The following is a 23013-nucleotide window of genomic DNA, read 5'->3' as shown; positions in this document are numbered from 1 at the left end:
AAATCTTCCAGCGCTCAAATCCGGCGCAGGTTTGTTATGATTTGCCATCTTTTGCATGGCTCTAACAGGTAGTCCTATGTCTGACCGCAGCGCTCGTATCCAAGCACTTCAGCAAGCCCTCAAAGAGCGCATTCTGATTCTCGATGGCGGCATGGGTACTATGATCCAAAGCTACCGCCTTGAGGAACACGACTATCGTGGCACGCGCTTTGCCGACTGGCCGAGCGACGTCAAGGGCAACAACGACCTTTTGGTCATCACCCGTCCGGATGTCATTGGCTCTATTGAAAAAGCCTACCTGGACGCCGGTGCCGATATTCTCGAAACCAACACCTTCAACGCCACTCAGGTTTCACAAGCCGACTATGGCATGCAGGCACTCGCCTACGAGCTAAACGTAGAAGGTGCTCGTCTGGCACGCAAGGTGGCCGATGCCAAGACCCTCGAAACCCCGGACAAACCGCGTTTTGTTGCCGGCGTACTCGGCCCGACCAGCCGCACCTGTTCGTTGTCGCCGGACGTCAACAACCCCGGCTATCGCAACGTCACCTTCGATGAACTGGTGGAAAACTACACCGAGGCCACCAAGGGCCTGATCGAAGGCGGTGCCGACCTGATCCTGATCGAAACCATTTTCGACACCTTGAACGCCAAGGCCGCGATCTTCGCTGTACAGGGCGTGTTCGAAGAGTTGGGCTTCGAGCTGCCGATCATGATCTCCGGGACCATCACCGATGCTTCCGGCCGCACGCTGTCGGGCCAGACCACTGAAGCATTCTGGAACTCCGTGAGCCATGCCAAGCCGATTTCGGTAGGCCTGAACTGCGCACTGGGTGCCAGCGAATTGCGCCCCTACCTTGAAGAGCTCTCCAACAAGGCCGACACCCATGTCTCGGCTCACCCTAACGCGGGCTTGCCAAACGAATTCGGCGAATACGATGAACTGCCGGCGCAAACAGCCAAGGTCATTGAAGAGTTTGCCCAAAGCGGTTTCCTCAATATTGTCGGCGGTTGCTGCGGTACTACGCCGGGCCATATCCAGGCTATCGCCAATGCCGTGGCCGGTTACGCACCGCGCCAGATTCCGGACATCCCGAAAGCCTGTCGCCTGTCGGGTCTTGAGCCGTTCACTATTGATCGCCAGTCGCTGTTCGTGAACGTCGGGGAACGGACGAACATTACCGGTTCTGCGCGCTTTGCCCGCCTGATCCGTGAAGAGAACTACACCGAGGCGCTGGAAGTCGCGCTGCAACAGGTTGAGGCCGGTGCGCAAATCATCGACATCAACATGGACGAAGGCATGCTGGATTCGAAGAAGGCGATGATCACCTTCCTCAATCTGATTGCCGGCGAGCCAGATATCTCGCGCGTACCGATCATGATCGACTCCTCCAAGTGGGAAGTGATTGAAGCGGGCCTCAAGTGCATCCAGGGCAAAGGCATCGTCAACTCGATCAGCATGAAAGAAGGCGTCGAGCAGTTCATCCACCACGCCAAACTGTGCAAGCGCTATGGCGCCGCAGTGGTAGTGATGGCCTTCGACGAAGCGGGTCAGGCAGACACGGAAGAGCGCAAGAAAGAAATCTGCAAACGCTCCTACGACATTCTGGTCAATGAAGTCGGCTTCCCGCCGCAAGACATCATCTTTGACCCGAACATCTTTGCCGTGGCCACCGGCATTGAAGAACACAACAACTACGCTGTGGACTTCATCAACGCCTGCGCCTACATCCGCGACGAACTGCCGTATGCCCTGACCTCGGGTGGCGTGTCCAACGTGTCGTTCTCGTTCCGGGGTAACAACCCGGTGCGTGAGGCGATCCACTCGGTGTTCCTGCTGTACGCCATTCGCAGCGGCCTGACCATGGGTATCGTTAACGCCGGGCAACTGGAAATCTACGACCAGATCCCGGTTGAACTGCGCAATGCCGTCGAAGATGTGGTGCTCAACCGAACCCCGGATGCCACGGACAACCTGCTGGCGATTGCCGACAAGTACAAGGGCGATGGCAGCGTCAAAGAAGCCGAGACCGAGGAGTGGCGCAACTGGGACGTCAACAAGCGTCTGGAGCACGCACTGGTCAAGGGCATCACCACCCATATCGTGGAAGATACCGAAGAATCACGCCTGTCCTTCAGCCGCCCGATCGAGGTGATCGAAGGGCCGCTGATGTCGGGCATGAATATCGTCGGCGACCTGTTTGGTGCGGGCAAAATGTTCCTCCCGCAAGTGGTGAAGTCAGCCCGTGTGATGAAACAGGCTGTGGCGCACTTGATTCCGTTCATTGAACTGGAAAAAGGCGATCAACCGGAGGCCAAAGGCAAGATCCTGATGGCGACCGTTAAAGGCGACGTGCACGACATCGGCAAGAACATCGTCGGCGTGGTGCTGGGCTGCAACGGTTACGACATCGTGGACCTCGGGGTCATGGTGCCTGCCGAGAAGATCCTGCAAGTGGCCAAGGATGAGAAATGCGACATCATCGGCCTCTCCGGCCTGATTACGCCGTCGCTGGATGAAATGGTGCACGTTGCCCGTGAAATGCAGCGTCAGGACTTCCACCTGCCGCTGATGATCGGCGGCGCCACCACTTCCAAGGCCCACACCGCGGTCAAGATCGAGCCCAAGTATCAAAACGACGCGGTGGTCTATGTCACCGACGCCTCACGTGCGGTGGGTGTGGCAACGCAACTGCTGTCCAAGGAACTCAAGGCCGGTTTTGTTGACAGGACACGCCAGGAATACGTTGATGTGCGCGAACGCACTGCCAACCGTAGCGCCCGTACCGAACGCCTGAGCTATGCCGCCTCCATTGCCAAGAAGCCTCAATTCGATTGGGCCAACTACCAGCCGGTCAAGCCGACGTTTACCGGCGCCAAGGTACTGGACAATATCGACCTCAAGGTACTGGCCGAATACATCGACTGGACACCGTTCTTTATTTCCTGGGACCTGGCCGGCAAGTTCCCGCGCATTCTGGATGATGAAGTGGTCGGCGAAGCCGCTACTGCGCTGTACGCGGACGCGCAGGAAATGCTGAACAAGCTCATTGATGAAAAGCTCATCAGTGCCCGCGCGGTGTTCGGTTTCTGGCCTGCCAACCAGGTGAACGATGACGATCTGGAACTCTACGGTGAGGACGGTCAGCCGCTGGCCAAACTGCATCACTTGCGCCAGCAGATCATCAAGACCGATGGCAAACCCAACTTCTCGCTGGCCGACTTTGTCGCGCCTAAAGACACCGGCGTGACCGACTATGTGGGTGGTTTTATCACCACCGCAGGGATCGGTGCCGAAGAAGTAGCCAAGGCTTATCAGGATGCGGGCGACGATTACAACTCGATCATGGTCAAGGCCCTGGCCGACCGTCTGGCCGAGGCATGCGCCGAGTGGCTGCACCAACAGGTGCGCACGCACTACTGGGGCTACGCCACAGATGAGCAACTGGATAACGAGGCGCTGATCAAGGAGCAATACAGCGGTATCCGCCCTGCCCCGGGCTATCCGGCCTGCCCGGACCACACCGAAAAGGCAACGCTGTTCGCCTTGCTGGACCCAGAAGCCCAGGAAATGCGTGCCGGCAAAAGCGGTGTGTTCCTCACCGAGCACTACGCGATGTTCCCGGCAGCGGCAGTGAGCGGTTGGTATTTCGCCCACCCGCAAGCGCAGTACTTCGCGGTAGGCAAAGTCGACAAGGATCAGATCGACAGCTACACCGCACGCAAAGGCCAGGACCTGAGCGTGACTGAGCGTTGGCTGGCGCCTAACCTCGGCTACGAAAACTGAGTTAAAACCCTGTAGGAGCAAGCTTGTCTCGCGATCTTTTGAATGTTTGAAAGATCGCGAAGCAAACTCGCTCCTACAAAGGGATTTACCGTTTAACCGGCGTGCGCATGGTGACGAACTCTTCAGCGGCAGTCGGATGAACGCCGATGGTTTCGTCGAAATGCTGTTTGGTTGCACCGGCTTTCAAGGCAATCGCCAGGCCCTGCACGATCTCTCCCGCATCCGGGCCAACCATGTGGCAACCCAGCACTTTGTCGGTATCGGCATCGACCACCAACTTCATCAGCGTGCGCTCCTGGCACTCGGTCAGGGTGAGTTTCATCGGGCGGAAGCTGCTTTCGAAAATCTGCACCTTGTGCCCGTCTTCAATGGCTTGCTCTTCGCTCAGCCCCACGGTGCCGATGTTCGGCAAACTGAAAACCGCCGTCGGGATCATGCGGTAGTCCACCGGGCGATACTGCTCAGGCTTGAACAGACGCCGCGCAACAGCCATACCTTCAGCCAGAGCTACTGGCGTCAGTTGCACACGCCCAATCACGTCACCAATCGCCAGAATCGAGGGCTCGGTACTCTGATACTGGTCATCCACTTCAACGAAACCGCGCTTGTCGAGTTCGACGCCGGTATTTTCCAGACCGAGGTTATCGAGCATCGGACGACGACCCGTGGCATAGAACACGCAATCGGCTTCCAGCTCACGCCCATCTTTGAGGGTGGCCTTTAGACTGCCATCTGCCTGTTTGTCGATTCGCGCGATGTCTGCATTGAATTGCACGTCCATACCGCGCTTGATCAACTCTTCATGCAGGTGTTTGCGTACCGCGCCATCAAAGCCACGCAAGAACAGGTCACCGCGATACAGCAGTGAGGTTTGCGCGCCTAGACCGTGGAATATTCCGGCGAACTCTACGGCAATGTAGCCGCCGCCAACCACCAGAACGCGCTTGGGCAGGTCTTTAAGAAAGAACGCCTCGTTGGAGCTGATGGCATGCTCATGGCCTGGTATGTCAGGGATCTGTGGCCAGCCACCGGTCGCAATCAGAATATGTTTGGCCGTATGACGCTGGCCGTTGACTTCCACTTCGTTAGGGCCGGTCAACTTGGCGTGACCTTCGATCAGCGTGACGCCGCTGTTGACCAGCAGGTTGCGGTAGATGCCGTTCAGACGGTGGATTTCACGGTCTTTGTTGGCGATCAGGGTCGCCCAGTCAAAGTTCGCTTCACCCAGGTTCCAGCCAAAACCGGACGCTTGCTCAAAGTCTTCGGCGAAGTGCGCTCCGTAGACCAGCAGCTTTTTGGGCACGCAACCGACGTTGACGCAGGTGCCACCCAAATAACGACTTTCAGCCACAGCAACCTTGGCCCCAAAGCCCGCAGCGAAACGCGCAGCTCGCACGCCACCAGAACCCGCACCAATTACAAACAAATCAAATTCGTAGGCCATTTCTCTCTCCTAGGCAGTCCCCCAGCATAATCACTCCAGCGCGAATGACCAATGCCGAGGGATTGTTCCAGGCAAAAAAACGAAAAAGCCACCCGAAGGTGGCTTTACTTTTAACGTCTACGCCGCGGCTCTGTTAGTAAGCCTTACCGGTTTTGTAGAAGTTTTCGAAGCAGAAGTTGGTTGCTTCGATGTAGCCTTCTGCGCCGCCGCAGTCGAAACGCTTACCTTTGAATTTGTAGGCAATCACACAACCGTTCTGCGCCTGCTTCATCAGGGCGTCAGTGATCTGGATCTCGCCACCTTTACCCGGCTCGGTCTGTTTGATCAGGTCGAAGATGTCCGGAGTCAGGATGTAACGGCCAATGATCGCCAAGTTCGAAGGGGCGTCTTCCGGTGCTGGCTTCTCAACCATGTTGCGCACGCGGTACAGGTCATCGCCAATCAGGTCACCGGCGATCACGCCGTACTTGTTGGTTTCTTGCGGATCGACTTCCTGAATCGCGATGATGGTGCAACGGTACTGGTTGTACAGTTTGACCATTTGCGTCAGTACGCCGTCACCTTCCAGGTTCACGCACAGGTCATCTGCCAGTACCACGGCAAACGGCTCGTCACCGATCAGCGGGCGGCCAGTCAAGATGGCGTGGCCCAGGCCCTTCATTTCGGTTTGACGGGTGTAAGAGAACGAGCATTGATCCAGCAGGCGACGAATACCTACCAGGTATTTTTCTTTATCAGTGCCCTTGATCTGGTTTTCCAGCTCATAGCTGATATCGAAGTGGTCTTCCAGTGCGCGTTTGCCACGTCCTGTCACGATGGAAATTTCGTTCAAGCCAGCATCCAGTGCTTCTTCAACCCCGTACTGGATCAGTGGCTTGTTTACCACCGGCAGCATTTCTTTTGGCATGGCCTTGGTCGCTGGCAAAAAGCGAGTGCCGTAACCGGCTGCTGGGAACAAGCATTTCTTGATCATATGAGTCCTTAAAAGGGCTGTACGTTCGAATTTTGGCGCAGTCTAATCAGGCGGCATCGACGTTACAATGCCCCGATCAGCAAACTGATGCCTACCTAGATGAATTTTTAGTCAACAAGTTCATTATTTACTTATATTTCAAATAGTCATCGACTGAGTGAACCTGTTGACCCGCCGGCCTGTCTGCTCAGAAGATTGAGGCAACTAGCCATATCACGAGGTCAAATGCTCTGATTGAGGCTATTATTGCCGCCGTTTTCGATTCTTAAAGGTTCTAGCTTCGATGTCAGCCGCAAAAAATGTCAACGGTTACCTGATAAAAAATGTCAGTCCAAACGAATGGTGGATGATCACGCCCGCAGGCGAAAAAGTCGCCGGGCCATTCCCTACGGAAAAAATGACCGTCGAGGTCGCAGAGGTTTTTGAAGACCTGGCACCCCCGGCTCGCAGCCGTAACAGTCAATCCTGATTCCTCCCTGGCGAAGACCCTACCCATGAACAAAACCCTGGCTTTGCTTGCACTTCTTGCCCTCGGCGGCTGCGCGACGGCCACCGAAACCTATCTGGTCGATGGCCAACAAGCGCTGAGCATAGACTGTTCTGGCGAAGCGCTGTCATGGGACAAGTGCTACGAGAAAGCCGAGGCCTCTTGCCCGAGCAAGGGCTACACCATCGTTGGCACCAAAGGCACACCGGCTGTGGGCGAAAAGGACAGGACGCTGGGGCTCAATGTGGGCAACTACAGCTCCCGGACTCTTACTGTGTCCTGCAAGTAATCATCCGCCTTGGCTCTGTACGGAGGCGGTTTTTCTCGATCTATCCTTTAACCAGGCGTGGGCTCTGTGGTCGCTCGTGGGTGTTGATATAGTCCGCGACATCCCGGGCCTGCTGATCGGTCAACGTGTTCGCCTTGCCTAGCGGCTTATTGCGTTTCATGAAAGAGGTCGCCGTATTGATTTGGTGCTTGCCCGCCCCCCCAGTTATTGGACTCCTTGCCCCACAGCGGCGGCATCACATAATCGGCGCTGACCTTTTGCCCTTGCCTACACTAATCGCTTTCCAGCGGAGGTTGAAAGCAGGTGATGCCTTGTTCGATGGCCGGAGGGGGTCTTTGATCTGACTTTGATCATCCATGGCGATAGTCGTGCCCTGGACGATGTGCCCATCAGCATCGCAGGCATAAAAAACCTGACGCTGGCTTGCAGACATCAGGTTTTACGGGGGACACACAAGGATCAAGCCAGTGCGCTATTCACCTGAAATACAGTGGGTAGCTGAGTTGCGAATGTCCCCTGGGCGAACAGGCACGTTGGACATGCTTTCATAAACTTTGATGCTACTTCCGCCAGAGCGTTCTTCGATCACAATAACCGCCGTTGGATTGGAGGTCAGCTTTTGCGGCACGATAATCCGGAACCCATCTTTGTGCGGTTCGATTTGTGGCGCATTTCGGGTTTTAGACAGTTGCTGCACTACGCACTGAGCGTAGGCATCAGGCTTCTTGCCCGAAATCACACTCAGGGTCGGGATCGTGTGCTCAATATCGGTCACTGAAGCACAGCCGCCCAACGCCAGCATCGCCACCAAAACGCCCCACTTCATATAATTCCTCCGTTAAAGACCCTACGACAGTAGATCTCAAACTTTTCTCCCTGATTGCAGGGAATAATTTCAATAGTGGCCAATTATCTGCCTTTTACGTCAGACTCACCTGAACCGCGGCATAATAAACGCCTTTAGACCAAAGCTTGGACTAAAGCACATGCTATCTTGCTGATTTTTCAGCAAATGCCCCCTTTTTGGAGCCCACATGAAGTTCATTCACCAGCGCGAGCACCTCAACGAAGATGACATTGTCGTGATCGAGTGCTCCCAGCCTTGCAACATCCGCCTGATGAGCGATGCGCACTTTCGCAGTTTCAAAAATGGCGGGCGCCATTCCTACCACGGCGGCGCTTTCAAAGACTTCCCGGCCCGTATCACCGCGCCAAGCACCGGTTTCTGGAATATCACCATTGATACCGTGACCAGCCGTGCGATCAGCGTCACCCGCAAGCCATCGTTCAAACCTACGATCAAGATCGTGCGCCGTTCCCTCTCCAAGCTGCGCTAAACCTGACGCTTCTTTATAGACAGGAAATATTGTGGAAACCGTTAAATACGTCATCAAGTACAAGCTCAGCGATGAGCGTCGTTTTGACTTTGCCCAGCTCGAGAACGGAACTGAAGAAGAAGCGCGTCAAGCGCTGAAAAAGATCCACGGGGATAGCGAAGTATTTACCGATATCAAGGTCAGCAAGGCCCTCTAACCCCAATGACGCTCGACCTGTTTGGCGAAGAAGACCTGCAACAGCCCACCCGGATCGATCGCATCGGCCAGCAGGCGTGGGTGCTGCGCGGGTTCGCCCTGCCATGGGTCGAGGCATTGCTGGCAGCCCTTGATAGCGTTCTGCTGCAAGCCCCCTTCCGACAGATGCAAACCCCCGGCGGCTATATCATGTCGGCTCGCCTGAGCAGTTGCGGTGATCTGGGCTGGACTTCGGACGGCCTGGGCTACCGTTACAGCCCGATTGACCCGGCCAGCGCTGCACCTTGGCCAAAGATGCCGACGACCTTCTATGAGATCGCCGAAGCGGCAGCCAGCGCAGCCGGCTTTGCCGATTTCTTACCCGATGCCGGCCTGATCAACTCCTATGCTCCCGGTGCAAAAATGTCACTGCATCAGGACAAGAACGAACGCTCATACGAAGCGCCCATCGTCTCGATTTCACTGGGGCTGCCGGCCATTTTCCAATTCGGTGGGTTTCAGCGCAGTGATCCGACCCAGCGTATCTCGCTGTTTCATGGTGATGTGGTGGTGTGGGGGGGGGTCGACCGCCTGCGCTTCCATGGCGTACTCCCGATAAAACCGGGCCATCACCCGGTGCTGGGTGAGCAACGAATCAATATCACCCTGCGCAAGGCTGGTTGAGACATAGCAAAGGGCTATATATTTTTATAGAGACCGTCTATCTTCCTAGCGCCCGATCAAAAATGAACCCATAAACACGGGCAGTCCTCGCTTCTAATGCAATGGAGTTATGCCATGAACCTTCGCGCTCGACACTTTGCTCCCTCCGCGCTCGCGGCACTGATTGGATGCTTCGCCTTCACCTCTGCCCAGGCTGATGACGTTCAAGTAGCCGTCGCAGCCAACTTCACTGCGCCGATCCAGGCTATTGCCAAGGACTTTGAAAAGGACACCGGGCATAAACTAATCGCCGCGTACGGCGCCACAGGTCAGTTTTACACCCAGATCAAAAATGGTGCCCCGTTTGAAGTGTTCCTGGCGGCCGATGACACCACGCCGGAAAAGCTCGAAAAAGAAGGTGATATCGTTCCTGGCTCTCGCTTCACCTACGCCATTGGCACACTGGCGTTGTGGTCCGCTAAAGACGACTACATCCAGGGCAATGACGCCGTGTTGAAAGAAAACACGTTTAAACACTTGTCGATTGCCAACCCCAAGGCTGCACCTTACGGCTTGGCCGCCACTCAAGTACTGGCAAAACTGGGCCTGACCGACCAGGTTAAAAACAAGATTGTCGAAGGTCAGAACATCACCCAGGCCTATCAGTTTGTATCCACCGGGAATGCCGAGTTAGGCTTTGTTGCCCTGTCGCAAATCTATAAGGATGGCAAAGTCACCGAGGGTTCCGCTTGGCTGGTGCCCGAAGACATGCACGATCCTATCAAGCAGGACGCAGTGATCCTGAAAAAAGGTGAAAACAACCCGGCTGCCAAAGCGCTGGCTGAGTACCTGAAAGGCCCCAAGGCGGCTGCGATCATCAAATCCTATGGTTATCAGCTGTAAATGCCGCTCTCGAGTGCTGACTTTGCGGCCATCTGGCTGACTCTGAAGCTGGCGTCTTTGACCACGGTCATTTTGCTTTTGATCGGCACTCCGATCGCTCTGTGGCTCGCGCATACCCGTTCACGGCTGCGCGGCCCGGTTGGCGCTATCGTGGCCTTACCGCTGGTACTCCCGCCGACAGTCATCGGTTTCTATCTGCTGCTGGCCATGGGCCCACACGGCTATGTCGGGCAGTTCACCCAGGCAATGGGCCTGGGCACGCTGACCTTCAGCTTCGCCGGGCTGGTGATTGGTTCTGTAATTTACTCCATGCCCTTTGTCGTACAGCCGCTACAGAACGCATTTACCGCCATTGGCCCCAGGCCGCTGGAAGTAGCCGCCACCCTGCGTGCCAACCCCTGGGATTGTTTTTTCACCGTGGTTCTACCACTGGCCCGCCCGGGTTTCATCACCGCAGCCATTCTGGGTTTTGCCCATACGGTCGGTGAATTTGGCGTGGTGCTGATGATCGGCGGCAATATCCCGGAAAAAACCCGTGTGGTTTCCGTGCAAATCTACGACCACGTTGAGGCACTGGAATACGCACAGGCGCACTGGTTGGCAGGCGCTATGGTGGTGTTTTCATTTCTGGTGTTGCTGGCGCTGTATTCAAGTCGTAAATCTCAAAGTACCTGGAGTTGAACATGAGCTCGCATATTAATGTTCGACTACAACTCAACTACTCCGGCTTTTCGCTGGACCTAGACGTGCAACTGCCCGGCAAGGGCGTGACTGCGCTGTTTGGTCACTCAGGTTCTGGCAAAACGACTTGTCTGCGCTGTATCGCGGGCCTGGAGCGTGCTGACCACGCATTCGTACAGATCAATGATGAAATCTGGCAGGACAGCCAGAACAAAGTCTTTGTCCCGGTTCACAAGCGTTCTTTGGGCTACATCTTCCAAGAGGCCAGCCTGTTCCCCCACCTTTCAGTGCGCGCAAACCTTGAGTTCGGCTTGCGCCGCATCCCACGTCAGGAACGCCGGGTCGATCTGGCCCACGCAGCCGAGCTGCTGGGCATCAACCACCTGCTCGAACGCGCGCCCAATCATTTGTCGGGCGGCGAACGTCAACGGGTCGGCATCGCCCGTGCCTTGTTGACCAGCCCTAAACTGTTGCTGATGGACGAACCCCTCGCTGCGCTGGACAGCCAGCGCAAGGCCGAAATCCTGCCCTACCTTGAGCGCCTGCATGCCGAGCTGGATATACCGGTGCTGTATGTCAGCCACTCGCAAGACGAAGTAGCACGCCTTGCCGATCACATTGTGCTGCTCAGTGACGGCAAGGCATTGGCCAGCGGACCCATCGGTGAAATCCTGGCCAGACTCGACCTGCCGCTGTCCCAGGGGGATGACGCAGGCGTGGTGATCGAGGGGACGGTGTGTGACTACGATGCACAGTATCAATTGCTGACACTGCAACTGCCAGGCAGCCATGAACGCCTGCGGGTTGCCCATGCACCGCTGGCCATGGGCCAGACCTTGCGGATTAAAGTCCAGGCCCGCGATATCAGCCTGAGCCTCAATCGCAACGAGAACAGCAGCATCCTCAACAGCCTGCAAGCCACCGTCGTCAGCGAAACTGCTGCTAACAACCAAGCCCATGTCCTGGTTCGCCTGGACATTGCTGGCACCGCTTTGCTGGCCCGGATCACGCGCTACTCCCGTGACCAGCTTGACCTGCAGCCTGGACAAGCCATCTGGCTGCAGATCAAGTCAGTTGCCGTTCTAGCTTGACTGACCGGCTTCTTCGCGGCGACGGATATTGAAGTAACGCACCACGCTGATTCCCAAGCCCAACAAACCACCCAGGAACAAGCCCATCAAAACGGTCAGGGTTTTTTTGGGTTTAAGCGGGCTGATAGGCGGTTGGGCCTTACGGTCGATACTGACCAGGACCAGGTTCTGCATGTCAGTATTCAAATTGCCAAGACGAACGATTTCTGCACGTAAAGGCTCAATATTTTTCAGGAACACGTCTTCATTTGAACGCTTGCCGAGCAGCTCGACCTGGCGGTTGACCTCCAGCAATTTCAACTGCTTGTCGATCTCCTGGACTCTTTTGTCAGTAAAGTCGTCAGAACTGCGCTTAAGCAGCACGGCACGTTCAGCTTGGAGGGCTTGAGTCCCCAAAAAGTAAAGTGGCGTATCCTGGGTGGTCACTTCGGTACGAATCACTCGAGTGCCCGCCCCCCCGTTCTCCCCCATGGCGTAGGGGGTTGTCGGGCGTGTGATGCCCAAGTTGCTGGCAATGCTGATGGCTTCATCGAGCGCTTGAATGCGTGCATCCCGAACAGCCTTGAGCTGCAGGCGAAGGGCCTCTAGCTCATCTTTCAAGTTGGCACGCGCTAATTCATCAGACTCCTCCAATGTGGCGATCTTGGCCTCTTTGTCTGACTGATACCCCAAGCGCGCAGCTTCGATTTTTTCCCTCAGCTCCTTCTGACGGTTATTAATAATGGTCTTGAGATCAGCGCTGATTTGCGCGCGCTGATTATTGATTGCGTAGTCAATAAACTGATTGATGATCTCGACGCCCTTGACTGACTTGGGATACGTCAGTTCCAACTTCACCGAAGGGCTAAGGGCATCCGGGTTCTTGACACCGATTTGGGTCAGATTGATGGAGTCCCGGTTGAACAGCTCGAAGCTTTGTTCAAGGGTCATGCCATCCTTTTCCAGCGGCTTGAACAGATCCTGATGGCTCAGGAAGAAGTTAAGACGCATTTCATAGGAGTCCAGCGCAGCGCCGACTTTCAACAGCGCTTCCTGCGGCGGCAGCTTGTAAACCTCGGAACGGTTCAACGCATCGAGCTCGTAGTTCTCTGCAGGGCGCAGCACTGAACTTGCCTGATAAATCGACGGAACAATCAACACATACCCGAGAGCAATAGCACCAGCGATCGCCGAGGTTGTGGCGATAAACTTCTTTTGCTGCCAAAAAAAGGCGAACAGGTCGACCAGATCGATTTCAGAACTGGAGGCTTTGGGCCGCGGATGTTCGGTATTTTTCAAAAATAGGCGCCTTGTGAGTAGATCATCTTGACCAGCCGCCTCTATGAATGAGGTATATCCATGCCGACCAATACGAGAGAACGTTTTAAAGACTCTTTACAAAATATTCCTAACCATAAGAATCAAGCAGATACGACGACAAAATCAAGCCATGCGCGATCATCGACGGCTTGTATTTGCGCGCAGCCTATCGCTTTTCATATTGATGCACGGTTTCAGGCACAAAAAATGGACATTCCAGCAACCGACGACGCTGTCGCCTAAAAAATCCTGCACAGATGTCAAGACGGCATCTTTCAGCGGTCTGTGTAATTATTGCCAACACCAAAAAGCACGCTCACGTGTGGGGTAACAATAAGTATGGACATTTTTCAGGCGATGCGAGTTTTCGTTCGCGTAGTCGAAACAGGCAGTTTTACCGCAGCAGCCCAGGCGCTGGGCTATTCAACCGCGCAAACCTCACGTTTACTCTCTGAGCTGGAATCGTCCTTACAGGCCCGTTTGCTGCAACGCAGCACACGCAGGCTGGCATTGACTGAAGTGGGCATGCGTTACCTGGAACGTTGTCGCCTGATTCTTGGAGAAGTCGAAGACGCCAATGCCGAAGCCGGTGGGGCTCATCTGGTTCCGCGTGGCCATTTGCGGGTGCAGTCCACGACCGGTATCGGGATTCAGCTACTCGCCCCCCTGCTCGCCAAGTACGCCGAACTCTACCCACAAGTTAACGTCGACTTGACCTTGTCACAGCGTCAGCCTGATCTGCTTGAAGAAGGCCATGACGTGGTGATTACCTTGTCCGCTCATCTGCCCGACTCGGAGTTGGTGGGCCAGGAATTGGGCAGCATTTACAGCGTGCTCAGCGCTGCACCTTCTTACTTGGAAAAATATGGTATCCCTCAAACACCGGAGGCGTTGAGCGAACACCGCTGCCTGCACCTGGTCGACCCTTTGTTCACTGACAGCTGGACGTTTCGCGATGAACAGGGCGAGCGCTCGATTCGTCCGGGCGAAGTGTTTCGCGTCAATGTGGCTGAGGCTATGGCCAAGGCTGCCGAGGCGGGGCTGGGGGTTTGCCTGATGCCGGACTATGTGAGCATGGCGTCTTACCGCAGCGGATCACTGGTTCGCCTGCTGCCGCAATACCGCCTGCATGAGAAAAGTATTTATGCGCTCTACCCTTCACGCCGTTTTCTGGATGCGAAAGTTAAAACGTGGGTCGAGTTCCTGAAAAACGAAATCCCTAAAGTCCTGCAAGAGCACCACGCTATCGTTAACAACCCGGCGCATTGGGCTTGAATCCAGGTCGCGATCCTGAGCTACAAAAGATCGCAACCTGTGGCTGCTCCGAAAAGCGGGGCTCCCGCCGTTATCAAATACCTTGCAAGGCAAGGTCCATGGCGAAGTAGGTCAGGATCATGTCGGCGCCAGCACGTTTGATAGAGCCCAGGGTTTCACGTACGACGCGCGCTTCATCAATGGCACCGGCTTGGGCACCGAATTTGATCATCGCGTACTCACCGCTGACCTGATAGGCCGCTAGCGGCAGACGCGAGGCTTCGCGTACATCGCGGATGATGTCCAGGTAGGCGCCAGCCGGTTTCACCATCAGCACATCAGCACCTTCCTGCTCGTCGAGCAACGACTCACGGATGGCCTCACGGCGGTTCATCGGGTTCATCTGATAAGACTTACGGTCACCTTTCAAGGCACTGCCGCCTGCTTCACGAAACGGGCCGTACAGGGCCGACGCAAATTTGGTGGAATAGGCCATGATCGATGTATCGATAAATCCAGCAGCGTCCAGCGCACTGCGGATCGCTTGCACCTGGCCGTCCATGGCGGCCGAAGGTGAAATGAAGTCCGCACCGGCAGCCGCCGCAGCCACTGCTTGTTTGCCCAGGTTGATCAGGGTCGCATCGTTGTCGACGCCGTGGTCGTGCATCACTCCGCAGTGGCCGTGAGAGGTGTACTCGCAAAAGCAGGTATCGCTCATCACGATCATTTCCGGGGCGGCGTCCTTACAGATACGCGCCATACGCGAAACCAGGCCATCTTCGCGCCAGGAGTCGCTGCCCGTCGCGTCCAGATGGTGCGACACACCAAACGCCATCACCGACTTGATACCTGCACGCGCATAACGCTCGATCTCGCCCGCCAGCTTCGACTCTGGGATACGCATGACGCCCGGCATGCTGGTGATAGGCACAAAGTCGTCGATTTCTTCTTCGACGAAAATCGGCAGCACCAGGTCGTTCAAGCTGAATTCGGTTTCCTGGAACAGGTCGCGCAGGGTTTGGTTGCGACGCAGACGGCGGGGACGAACGGAGGGGAACTGGTTAGGCATCATGGTTCCTGATGGGCAGGTTCATAAAGAAATAAGCCTCTGGCAAAGCTCAATGGCGCAACAAATACAGGATTGAACCCTCAATTGCAAAACTTGCAGGCCGCCTGCGTCGTGTTGTCGCGGCAGGGACCTGAGAGGCATCACGCGTTGAACATTTCGGATAAAAGCGTAACATTGTCGCCCATGATCCTTGAACAGCTTAAAGCCCTGGGCAATGACACTCGCATGCACATGATGCAGTGGCTAAAAGACCCGGTCAGCCATTTCCCGCCACAGGACCACGGTGATCCTGCTATTGGCGTGTGCGTCACGCATTTGCAGCACAAGGCCGGGTTATCCCCTTCTACCGCCTCGGCCCACCTGGCGATCTTGCAGCGTGCCGGTTTTGTGCTCACCACGCGTATTGGCAAGTGGACCTACTATCGACGTAACGAACAGGCGATTGCTGACTTTGCGGCTAGGCTGAAAATCGAGTTGTAATTTTTAACCTTTCATTTCGTTATTTCGCGGAATGTAAAAACATGAGGAACCCCCATGAGTAACAAAACCATCATCGTCCAGCCTGGCGGCGGTTATCAGAATGTTGTGGTCGGCAACAGCGCTGTTCGCGCCCCCGAGAGTGACGAGATCACTGTCCGCCTGCACGCCAACTCCCTGAACTACCATGATTTTGCGGTCGTCAGCGGCATGTGGGGGCCTGCCGAACAGCGCATCCCCATGGCAGATGGCGCAGGCGAAGTCATCGCCGTCGGCTCGGCGGTCAGCGAGTTCAAGGTTGGTGATGCCGTGGTCAGCACGTTTTTCCCGGAGTGGATTGATGGCACGCCGCTGGTTGAAGGTTTTATCACTGTGCCCGGCGACGGCATCGACGGCTACGCCCGTGAGCAAGTGACCGCCAAGGCTACTGCCTTCACCCTCGCGCCAATCGGTTATAGCCACGCCGAAGCGTCGACCCTGACCACCGCCGGCCTGACCGCCTGGCGGGCACTGATGGCCGATGACTCACTCAAGCCTGGCGACACGGTGTTGGTTCAAGGAACCGGCGGCGTTTCGATTTTTGCCCTGCAGTTCGCCAAAATGGCAGGGGCGACCGTCATCGCCACATCGTCCAGCGACGAGAAGCTGGAGCGCCTCAAGGCACTGGGGGCTGATCACGTCATCAACTACCGCAAAGATGCCAATTGGGGCGAAACGGCTCGCGCCCTCACTGGCGGTCGTGGTGTGGACCACGTAATCGAAGTCGGCGGCCCATCAACCCTCGAGCAGTCGATGATTGCCGTTCGGGTGGCCGGGCATATCTCGGTCATTGGCATTTTGAGTGGTGTGTCAGGCGCATTGAACTTCGTACCGGCCCTGATCAAGCAAGTACGCTTGCAGGGCGTGCTGGTCGGCAGCCGCGCGCAGCAACAAGCCATGGTGCGTGCGATCAATGCCAGCGGCATGCGCCCTATCATTGATCGCCACTTCCCGCTGAGCGAGATTGTTGACGCGTTCAAATACCAGGAAACCAATCAGCATTTCGGCAAGATCGTCCTGGATATCTAACCCTTGCCTGCGCGATGGCGCATTGACAGCGCGCCATCGCCATCATTAGATTCAAGATTTTGCCCAGCGAGCAGCCTTTTATGAGCCTTGAATCCGTACGCGCGTTCTTCGACGCCAACGCCCCTGACTTGCAGATCATCGAACTGGCCACCAGCACCGCGACCGTCGCACTGGCAGCTGAGGCGCATGGCGTGGAGCCTGGGCAGATTGCCAAGACACTGGCCTTCCGAGTCGGTGAGCAAAACGTGCTGCTGGTGGCTCGTGGCGATGCGCGGATTGATAACAAGAAGATCAAGAATGCGTTGGGCAGCAAGGCCAAGATGCTTGATGCTCAGACCGTTGTGGCGCTGACGAGCCATCCGGTGGGTGGCGTTTGCCCATTCGGGCTGGCCACCGATCTGCCGGTCTACTGCGATGTTTCCCTGCAGGCGTTTACCGAAGTAATGCCCGCCGCAGGCACGACCAATTCGGCAGTGCGCATTAGTCCGGACCGCATGGCGCAGTTGGTGAAAGCACAGTGGGTGGATGTCTGCCAGGAAATCGAGACGCCATGCGCGATGTAGCACACGCCTCGGATGCATCAAGACAATCTGGCCCCATTGCGGGGCCAGATTTGTTTAACGCGGTTTACGCGATGGCGTTATCAACCAGGACTTGAGCTTCTTCAACCAGACGGCCGAGGTGCTCATCGCTGATAAAGCTTTCAGCGTAGATCTTGTAAATGTCTTCGGTGCCCGAAGGACGTGCAGCAAACCAACCGTTTTCAGTCATGACCTTGAGCCCGCCAATTGGCTGGTTATTACCGGGTGCATGGCTGAGGATCTGGGTGATCGCTTCACCGGCCAATGTGGTCGACTTGACTTGCTCCGGCGAGAGTTTGCCGAGCAAGGCTTTCTGTTGCGGGGTGGCCTTGGCGTCAACGCGGGTCGAGAACGGCAAGCCCAGGTCTTCGGTCATTTTCTGATAAAGCTGTGATGGATCACGACCTGTACGTGCAGTCATCTCCCCTGCCAGCAACGATGGGATCAAACCATCCTTGTCGGTCGACCAGACTGTGCCATCCAGACGCAAGAACGAAGCACCTGCGCTCTCTTCGCCACCAAAGCCCAACGAGCCGTCAAACAGACCATCGGCAAACCATTTGAAGCCGACCGGTACTTCGTACAGGCGACGCCCCAGGCGTGCCGCCACACGGTCAATCAAACCGCTGCTGACCACGGTTTTACCCACCGCCGCATCGGCTCGCCAGTGCGGACGGTTCTGGAATAGATAGTCAATCGCCACCGCCAGGTAGTTGTTAGGGGCCAACAAGCCGCCGGACGGCGTCACGATGCCATGGCGATCGTGGTCCGGGTCACAGGCGAATGCCACGTCGAAACGCTCTTTGAGGCCGATCAGCCCCTGCATGGCGTGGCTGGACGATGGGTCCATGCGGATACGGCCGTCCCAGTCCACACACATAAAGCGGAACGTGGGATCGACCGAGGTGTTGACCACTTCGAGGTTCAACCCGTAATGCTCGCCGATTGCCGACCAGTAACGCACACCGGCGCCGCCAAGCGGGTCTACACCCAAACGCAGGTTGGTTCCACGCAGGGTGTCCATGTCGATGACGTTTTTGAGGTCTGCGACGTAGCTGTTCAGGTAGTCGTGACGGTGAGTATTGCTGGCTTTAAGCGCCTGCTCGTAGCTGATGCGCTTGACACCGGCAAGCTTGGCCGCCAGAAGTTCGTTGGCCTTGGCTTCGATCCACTTGGTGACATCGGTATCGGCCGGGCCTCCGTTGGGCGGGTTGTATTTGAAACCACCGCTTTCAGGGGGGTTGTGCGAAGGGGTAATCACCACGCCATCAGCCAGACCCGAAGTGCGGCCACGGTTGAAACACAGGATGGCGTGTGAAACCGCGGGTGTCGGGGTGTATTCGTCGTTCGCAGCGATCATGGTCTCGACACCATTGGCGGCAAATACCTCCAGCGCACTGGCGCCCGCCGGGGTCGACAAGGCATGGGTATCTATACCGACAAACAATGGCCCATTGATACCCTTGAACTGACGGTACAGGCAAATGGCCTGGCTGATTGCCAGAACATGCCACTCATTGAAGCTCAGATCGAACGAGCTGCCGCGGTGCCCGGATGTACCAAAAGCGACTCGCTGGGTAGCGATCGCGGCATCGGGTTGACCGGTGTAGTAAGCGGTCACCAGTCGCGGAATATCGACCAGCAGTTGAGCTGGAGCCGGTTTGCCCGCAAGAGGACTGAGTGTCATGCAAAACCTCAAAAAGAAATGATTCGGAGGAAAAACGGCAGTTTACTGTCACTTCGGGATTGGCGCGAAGCAATTGTCCTGACACAACGTATCAATTATGTCTTGTCAGTAATTTCTGCTTTATATGACGGCGCAATTTGCATCCTGTTCCCGCCTATGGCAAAAATCGACTCAACTCAATGCGTTTGCAATGATCAAGGATACGTATTTTTAAGTTCAAAAAAGGAAGCAGCATGAAACCACTCGTTATCAGCGCAGCCCTGACGCTCTCATTGAGTATGCTGTGCAGCGCGGCCAATGCCGCAAAACTGGAAGATGTGGCGCCCTACCCTAAAGCCGATGCAGGATTCACGCGCCAGGTGATTCGACTGCCTTCGCAAAAGAATGAAGAGGATTACAAAGTTCAAATAATTGCCGGGAAAACGCTTCAAGTTGACTGCAACCAACAGCGCCTCACCGGCAAACTGCAGGAAAAGACTCTCAAGGGCTGGGGTTACCCTATGTATCGCCTGGACAAGGTCAACGGCCCAATAAGCACAATGATGGCCTGCCCGGAAGGCAAGCCACACCCTGACTTTGTGCCAGTGGTGGGCGATGGCTTTATGTTGCGCTACAACAGCAAGTTACCAATTGTGTTGTATGTGCCCAAAGGCATTGAAGTGCGCTACCGCATCTGGTCCGCCTCCAAGCTGATCAAGCAAGCCACCACCGAATAAGTCTTTATAGATAGCACCGGGCGAACAGACACCACGCTGATCGCCCAATCAGTCAGTTACTGCAGACCGACGCGATACAGTCCGCCATCCGCCTCATCCGTCAGCACATACAAATACCCGTCCGGGCCTTGGCGGACATCGCGAATACGCGCTTTCAAGCCACCCAGTAAACGCTCTTCGTGCACGACCTTGTCGCCATCCAGTTGCAGGCGGATCAAGTCCTTGTCAGCCAGAGCACCGATAAACATGTTGTGCTGCCAAGGCTTGAAACGCTCGCCATCATAAAAAGTCATCCCGCTGATGCCGGGCGACTTTTCCCATACATGGTGGGGAGCGACTGTTCCCTCAACGATTTTGCCCTTGGCCTCGGGAATCGGCTTTGATGAGTAATCTATGCCATGAGTCGCGATGGGCCAGCCGTAGTTTTTGCCGCGCTCGATCAGGTTTATTTCGTCACCGCCCTTGGGCCCGTGCTCATGAGTCCAGAGCGTGCCGGTCCAGGGATTCAAGGCTGCCCCCTGTTGATTGCGATGGCCGTAGGACCAGATCTCTGGCCTGGCGCCTTGCTGACCGACAAACGGGTTGTCATCCGGGATGCGTCCATCCGGATAGATGCGCACCACTTTGCCTTGCAGTTTGTCGAGGTCCTGAGCCGTCGAACGCTGGTTGTTTTCGCCCAGCGCGATAAACAGATAGCCGTCGCGATCAAACACCAGCCGTGAACCAAAATGGTTACCGGTCGACAGCTTCGGCTCTTGACGGAAAATCACTTTAAAGTCGGTCAGTTTGCTCAAGTCATCCGATAAACGCCCGCGTCCCACGGCCGTGCCGGCCTTACCGTCCTTGCCTGCTTCTGCAAATGACAGGTACACCATTCGGTCGTTGGCAAAATCCGGGGACAAGACCACATCCAACAAGCCGCCTTGGCCTTTGGCCCAAACCTGCGGCACGCCCGATATAGGTGCCGACACCTTGCCCTCGGGGCTCACCCAGCGCAAGTTGCCCGCAAGCTCAGTGATCAACATGCCTTGACGGCCGGGCAAAAACGCCAACGCCCATGGATGATCCAGCCCTTGAGCCACGGTAGTGGCCGTGACAGGGCCCAGCTCAGACTTGAAAGTCTGCTCCTGCCCAACCTGGGCATGCGCCGTCAGACTCAACAATGAAGCGGCCAGACAAGTGGCCAAAAGCGTTTTTTTCAACATCCGATAGTCCTTATTCGATTAACGCTGATCTCTGGGCTGAAGCGAGGGAGCCGTTGGCTGCAGTGTTTGAGGCACGGGAGGGTTGCGCGGATAACCATTGCCGATCTGGCCATTTTCAAGCGATGGTCTTGGCCCACTGGGCACGGTAGCACCCGGGCGCACCAGCCCCGGCGCAGGGCCTGTGCCCTGGCGGCTATTGGGGTTTATACGCCGAATGGCATTGTTGTTATTTGGCGCCACTGCGGGAGTGAATGTGTTCTGCGCAAACAACAGGCTGGCCGGCCTCTGTGCCTGGCCAATACCATGGTTTTCAGATTGAGTGTGTATTGAGGCCTGGGCAGCCATTGCCGCCAGCATTAAAAGCCCAAAAGCACTGAGTCGCGCGCTGATCATCTTTTGCTCCATTTCAGGAATGCCTGAGCCTTGGAGTGCAGTGTGCCGATCAGGTTCGTTACTAATCCAGTGAACACTCGCGACTCATAAAGATAAATGTCACATCTTGTTGCTGTAAGACAAAATGCCGGTCATCCGTTGTCGTTTTCCGGACCAATGACAATCACTGTCGATTGCCTGGCCTCTTCCAGCAATGCCTGGCGGCAGACCTCATAACAATCATCAATATGCCCGTTGCCGACCATTTTCATCACGCCAAAACTGATGGTCGCAGCGACGGCCTGCCCCACAAATGGAACGAAGCGAACCACAGATTTGGTCGCCACTTTTGTGCTCATTTTTTTCAACATGGACATGACCAGCGTACGGCTGATGAATTTGCCGATCGCTTCACTGCCAATACTGCTGACCGCCACAATCACCAGACGTTTGGACCGTGAGTCCATCTGCGCGATCTGTTGCGGGGTCAGCCCGAATTTACTGTTGATTGCCGGCAGCATCTCTACCAGCAGTGCCACGTCGGTCCCCAGATCCAACCCCGGAACGGGGATGGCTGCGGCGCCTGCTGAAACAGCAGAACGCTTGGTGACCATGGACTTACATTCGTCACGAATGCGATCAAGCTCGGCTAATGACTTGATTAACATATGATTCCCCAACAAAAAGAGATAACACGAAGGCAGTCTACTACGTCATCCCTGCGTACCAGACAGCAGGTCTTTATATAGAGGGCATTGAGCTCAGGAAATTCAGGAAGGAGGTTGCAGTTTTTGGCGCAGAGGGTTCAGGCCGACAGAAGGGTGCAGCCTGTACTTGGGGAAAGTACAGGCTGAAAAGACGTTATACGTCTTTTTTAACCTTGCCCCATGCGTCTTTGATCTTGTGCACGAAGCTGGCTTTTGGATCTTGCTTGCAAGCAGTGATGACCTCTGGGGTCACTTTTGCTACGCCATCAACATCAAGCACGGCATCTTCTACCTTGCCACTTTTGTTAACGGCTTCACCCAGGCCGACGGCAACAGGTTGGAAGCTTTCATTGACGGCCAGAAAATCTTCGCAAGTCCACTGCGTCAATGGCTTCTTGGCGTCTGCCTGAGCCAGTGTCGACAACGCCAGCAGGCTTGCTGCGCCAATCATCAGAATGTGCTTCTTCATATGAATATTTCCCTATTATCAATGAGACAGTGACGGTTGTTCTGCCGCAAAAGACATTAGTAGCGGATATGGGTTCTGTCAAACCAACCGCCCGCCTTTTCTCTTTACAAAAAAAAGACAACTTTGCCAGGGCCTATCACCTACCTAAACACTAGGGATAACAGTGAGATAGACAATTAACGAGCTTAGAACAAGCGACTTCATGCCGCGCGAAAAGTTATAAATTCGGCAAACAGTTGTTTGCCGAATTCAGGGATTTAAAGTTGACTCAAGTCAACAC

23 protein-coding genes and 1 pseudogene are annotated in these 23013 nt (G+C 55.6%); 14 read left to right on the top strand and 10 right to left on the bottom strand.

From position 1 onward, the window contains the following. The first annotated feature begins 76 nt into the window (after positions 1–76). Positions 77–3787, top strand: a complete 3711-nt coding sequence (gene metH / locus NTD86_RS20895) for a methionine synthase (protein ID WP_262205130.1) — start codon at positions 77–79, stop codon at positions 3785–3787. Positions 3788–3872: 85 nt separating this feature from the next. On the opposite strand, the gene gorA is transcribed toward metH, so the two are convergent. Continuing rightward, entirely contained in the window at positions 3873–5231 is a 1359-nt protein-coding gene (gorA, locus tag NTD86_RS20890) for a glutathione-disulfide reductase (RefSeq protein WP_262205128.1), read from the bottom strand. Positions 5232–5364: 133 nt separating this feature from the next. Then, complete coding sequence (galU, locus tag NTD86_RS20885) at positions 5365–6204, bottom strand: UTP--glucose-1-phosphate uridylyltransferase GalU (RefSeq protein ID WP_048373375.1); 840 nt, start codon at positions 6202–6204, stop codon at positions 5365–5367. 494 nt (positions 6205–6698) lie between these two features. On the opposite strand from galU, the gene NTD86_RS20875 reads away from it, so the two are divergent. Further along, positions 6699–6980: a hypothetical protein gene (locus NTD86_RS20875; RefSeq protein ID WP_262205125.1), complete on the top strand. Its 282-nt coding sequence runs from the start codon at positions 6699–6701 to the stop codon at positions 6978–6980. 43 nt (positions 6981–7023) lie between these two features. On the opposite strand, the pseudogene NTD86_RS20870 reads toward NTD86_RS20875, so the two are convergent. Continuing rightward, positions 7024–7246 (bottom strand): annotated as a pseudogene (locus NTD86_RS20870) (c-type cytochrome); the annotation flags it as partial. A 206-nt stretch (positions 7247–7452) separates the two neighbouring features. Then, complete coding sequence (locus tag NTD86_RS20865) at positions 7453–7806, bottom strand: hypothetical protein (protein ID WP_262205123.1); 354 nt, start codon at positions 7804–7806, stop codon at positions 7453–7455. A gap of 208 nt (positions 7807–8014) precedes the next feature. On the opposite strand from NTD86_RS20865, the gene NTD86_RS20860 reads away from it, so the two are divergent. From NTD86_RS20860 to modC, 6 genes are all read left to right on the top strand, one after another. Next, on the top strand, positions 8015–8317 hold the full coding sequence (locus tag NTD86_RS20860; RefSeq protein ID WP_262205121.1) for a DUF1883 domain-containing protein: 303 nt from the start codon (positions 8015–8017) through the stop codon (positions 8315–8317). Between the two features lie 31 nt (positions 8318–8348). Next, complete coding sequence (locus NTD86_RS20855) at positions 8349–8513, top strand: hypothetical protein (protein WP_262205119.1); 165 nt, start codon at positions 8349–8351, stop codon at positions 8511–8513. Between the two features lie 5 nt (positions 8514–8518). Continuing rightward, positions 8519–9175, top strand: a complete 657-nt coding sequence (gene alkB, locus NTD86_RS20850; RefSeq protein WP_262205117.1) for a DNA oxidative demethylase AlkB — start codon at positions 8519–8521, stop codon at positions 9173–9175. A 114-nt stretch (positions 9176–9289) separates the two neighbouring features. Continuing rightward, positions 9290–10057, top strand: coding sequence for a molybdate ABC transporter substrate-binding protein (modA, locus tag NTD86_RS20845; RefSeq protein ID WP_262205115.1), 768 nt, complete (start codon positions 9290–9292; stop codon positions 10055–10057). Beyond that, positions 10058–10738, top strand: a complete 681-nt coding sequence (gene modB / locus NTD86_RS20840; RefSeq protein WP_262205113.1) for a molybdate ABC transporter permease subunit — start codon at positions 10058–10060, stop codon at positions 10736–10738. It abuts the gene before it with no gap. 2 nt (positions 10739–10740) lie between these two features. Then, positions 10741–11829, top strand: coding sequence for a molybdenum ABC transporter ATP-binding protein (modC, locus tag NTD86_RS20835; protein WP_262205111.1), 1089 nt, complete (start codon positions 10741–10743; stop codon positions 11827–11829). Here modC and NTD86_RS20830 read toward each other — a convergent pair. Beyond that, positions 11821–13107, bottom strand: coding sequence for a Wzz/FepE/Etk N-terminal domain-containing protein (locus NTD86_RS20830; protein WP_262205110.1), 1287 nt, complete (start codon positions 13105–13107; stop codon positions 11821–11823). The two genes, modC and NTD86_RS20830, sit on opposite strands and share 9 nt — an antisense overlap. Before the next feature lie 60 nt (positions 13108–13167). Between NTD86_RS20830 and NTD86_RS20825 the strand changes: the two genes are divergently transcribed. Together NTD86_RS20825 and NTD86_RS20820 are read left to right on the top strand one after the other, a co-directional pair. Continuing rightward, a complete protein-coding gene (locus NTD86_RS20825) occupies positions 13168–13371 on the top strand; it encodes a hypothetical protein (RefSeq protein WP_262205108.1) in 204 nt (67 codons plus the stop codon). Positions 13372–13467: 96 nt separating this feature from the next. Further along, positions 13468–14403: a LysR family transcriptional regulator gene (locus NTD86_RS20820; RefSeq protein ID WP_262205106.1), complete on the top strand. Its 936-nt coding sequence runs from the start codon at positions 13468–13470 to the stop codon at positions 14401–14403. Positions 14404–14476: 73 nt separating this feature from the next. On the opposite strand, the gene hemB is transcribed toward NTD86_RS20820, so the two are convergent. Then, a complete protein-coding gene (gene hemB / locus NTD86_RS20815) occupies positions 14477–15451 on the bottom strand; it encodes a porphobilinogen synthase (protein ID WP_153372681.1) in 975 nt (324 codons plus the stop codon). Between the two features lie 183 nt (positions 15452–15634). Between hemB and NTD86_RS20810 the strand changes: the two genes are divergently transcribed. The 3 genes from NTD86_RS20810 (at position 15635) to NTD86_RS20800 (ending at position 17559) form a co-directional block, all read left to right on the top strand. Then, positions 15635–15931 carry an ArsR/SmtB family transcription factor gene (locus tag NTD86_RS20810; protein WP_262205217.1) on the top strand — a complete coding sequence of 99 codons (297 nt, stop codon included), beginning with the start codon at positions 15635–15637 and terminating at the stop codon, positions 15929–15931. Between the two features lie 54 nt (positions 15932–15985). Further along, positions 15986–16996 (top strand): zinc-dependent alcohol dehydrogenase family protein, encoded by a 1011-nt coding sequence (locus tag NTD86_RS20805; RefSeq protein WP_262205103.1) that lies wholly within the window; start codon positions 15986–15988, stop codon positions 16994–16996. A gap of 80 nt (positions 16997–17076) precedes the next feature. Beyond that, entirely contained in the window at positions 17077–17559 is a 483-nt protein-coding gene (locus tag NTD86_RS20800; RefSeq protein ID WP_262205101.1) for a YbaK/EbsC family protein, read from the top strand. A gap of 64 nt (positions 17560–17623) precedes the next feature. Here NTD86_RS20800 and pgm read toward each other — a convergent pair whose 3' ends face one another. Next, positions 17624–19264: a phosphoglucomutase (alpha-D-glucose-1,6-bisphosphate-dependent) gene (gene pgm, locus NTD86_RS20795; RefSeq protein ID WP_262205100.1), complete on the bottom strand. Its 1641-nt coding sequence runs from the start codon at positions 19262–19264 to the stop codon at positions 17624–17626. A gap of 233 nt (positions 19265–19497) precedes the next feature. Between pgm and eco the strand changes: the two genes are divergently transcribed. Beyond that, a complete protein-coding gene (gene eco, locus NTD86_RS20790) occupies positions 19498–19980 on the top strand; it encodes a serine protease inhibitor ecotin (protein ID WP_262205099.1) in 483 nt (160 codons plus the stop codon). A gap of 56 nt (positions 19981–20036) precedes the next feature. On the opposite strand, the gene NTD86_RS20785 is transcribed toward eco, so the two are convergent. From NTD86_RS20785 to hdeA, 3 genes are all read right to left on the bottom strand, one after another. Then, a complete protein-coding gene (locus tag NTD86_RS20785; RefSeq protein ID WP_262205098.1) occupies positions 20037–21185 on the bottom strand; it encodes a PQQ-dependent sugar dehydrogenase in 1149 nt (382 codons plus the stop codon). Positions 21186–21709: 524 nt separating this feature from the next. Then, the gene (locus NTD86_RS20780; protein WP_262205097.1) at positions 21710–22225 is read right to left on the bottom strand and encodes a hypothetical protein; all 516 of its coding nucleotides are present in this window, start codon (positions 22223–22225) and stop codon (positions 21710–21712) included. Between the two features lie 193 nt (positions 22226–22418). Continuing rightward, positions 22419–22733, bottom strand: a complete 315-nt coding sequence (gene hdeA, locus NTD86_RS20775) for an acid-activated periplasmic chaperone HdeA (RefSeq protein ID WP_262205096.1) — start codon at positions 22731–22733, stop codon at positions 22419–22421. Between the last annotated feature and the right edge of the window lie 280 nt (positions 22734–23013).

Origin of the sequence: Pseudomonas sp. 7P_10.2_Bac1, assembly GCF_025465935.1 — a bacterium.
Taxonomy (GTDB): domain Bacteria; phylum Pseudomonadota; class Gammaproteobacteria; order Pseudomonadales; family Pseudomonadaceae; genus Aquipseudomonas.
Note: the sequence above shows the minus strand (reverse complement) of the source record. Positions and strands in the feature narration are given on the sequence as shown.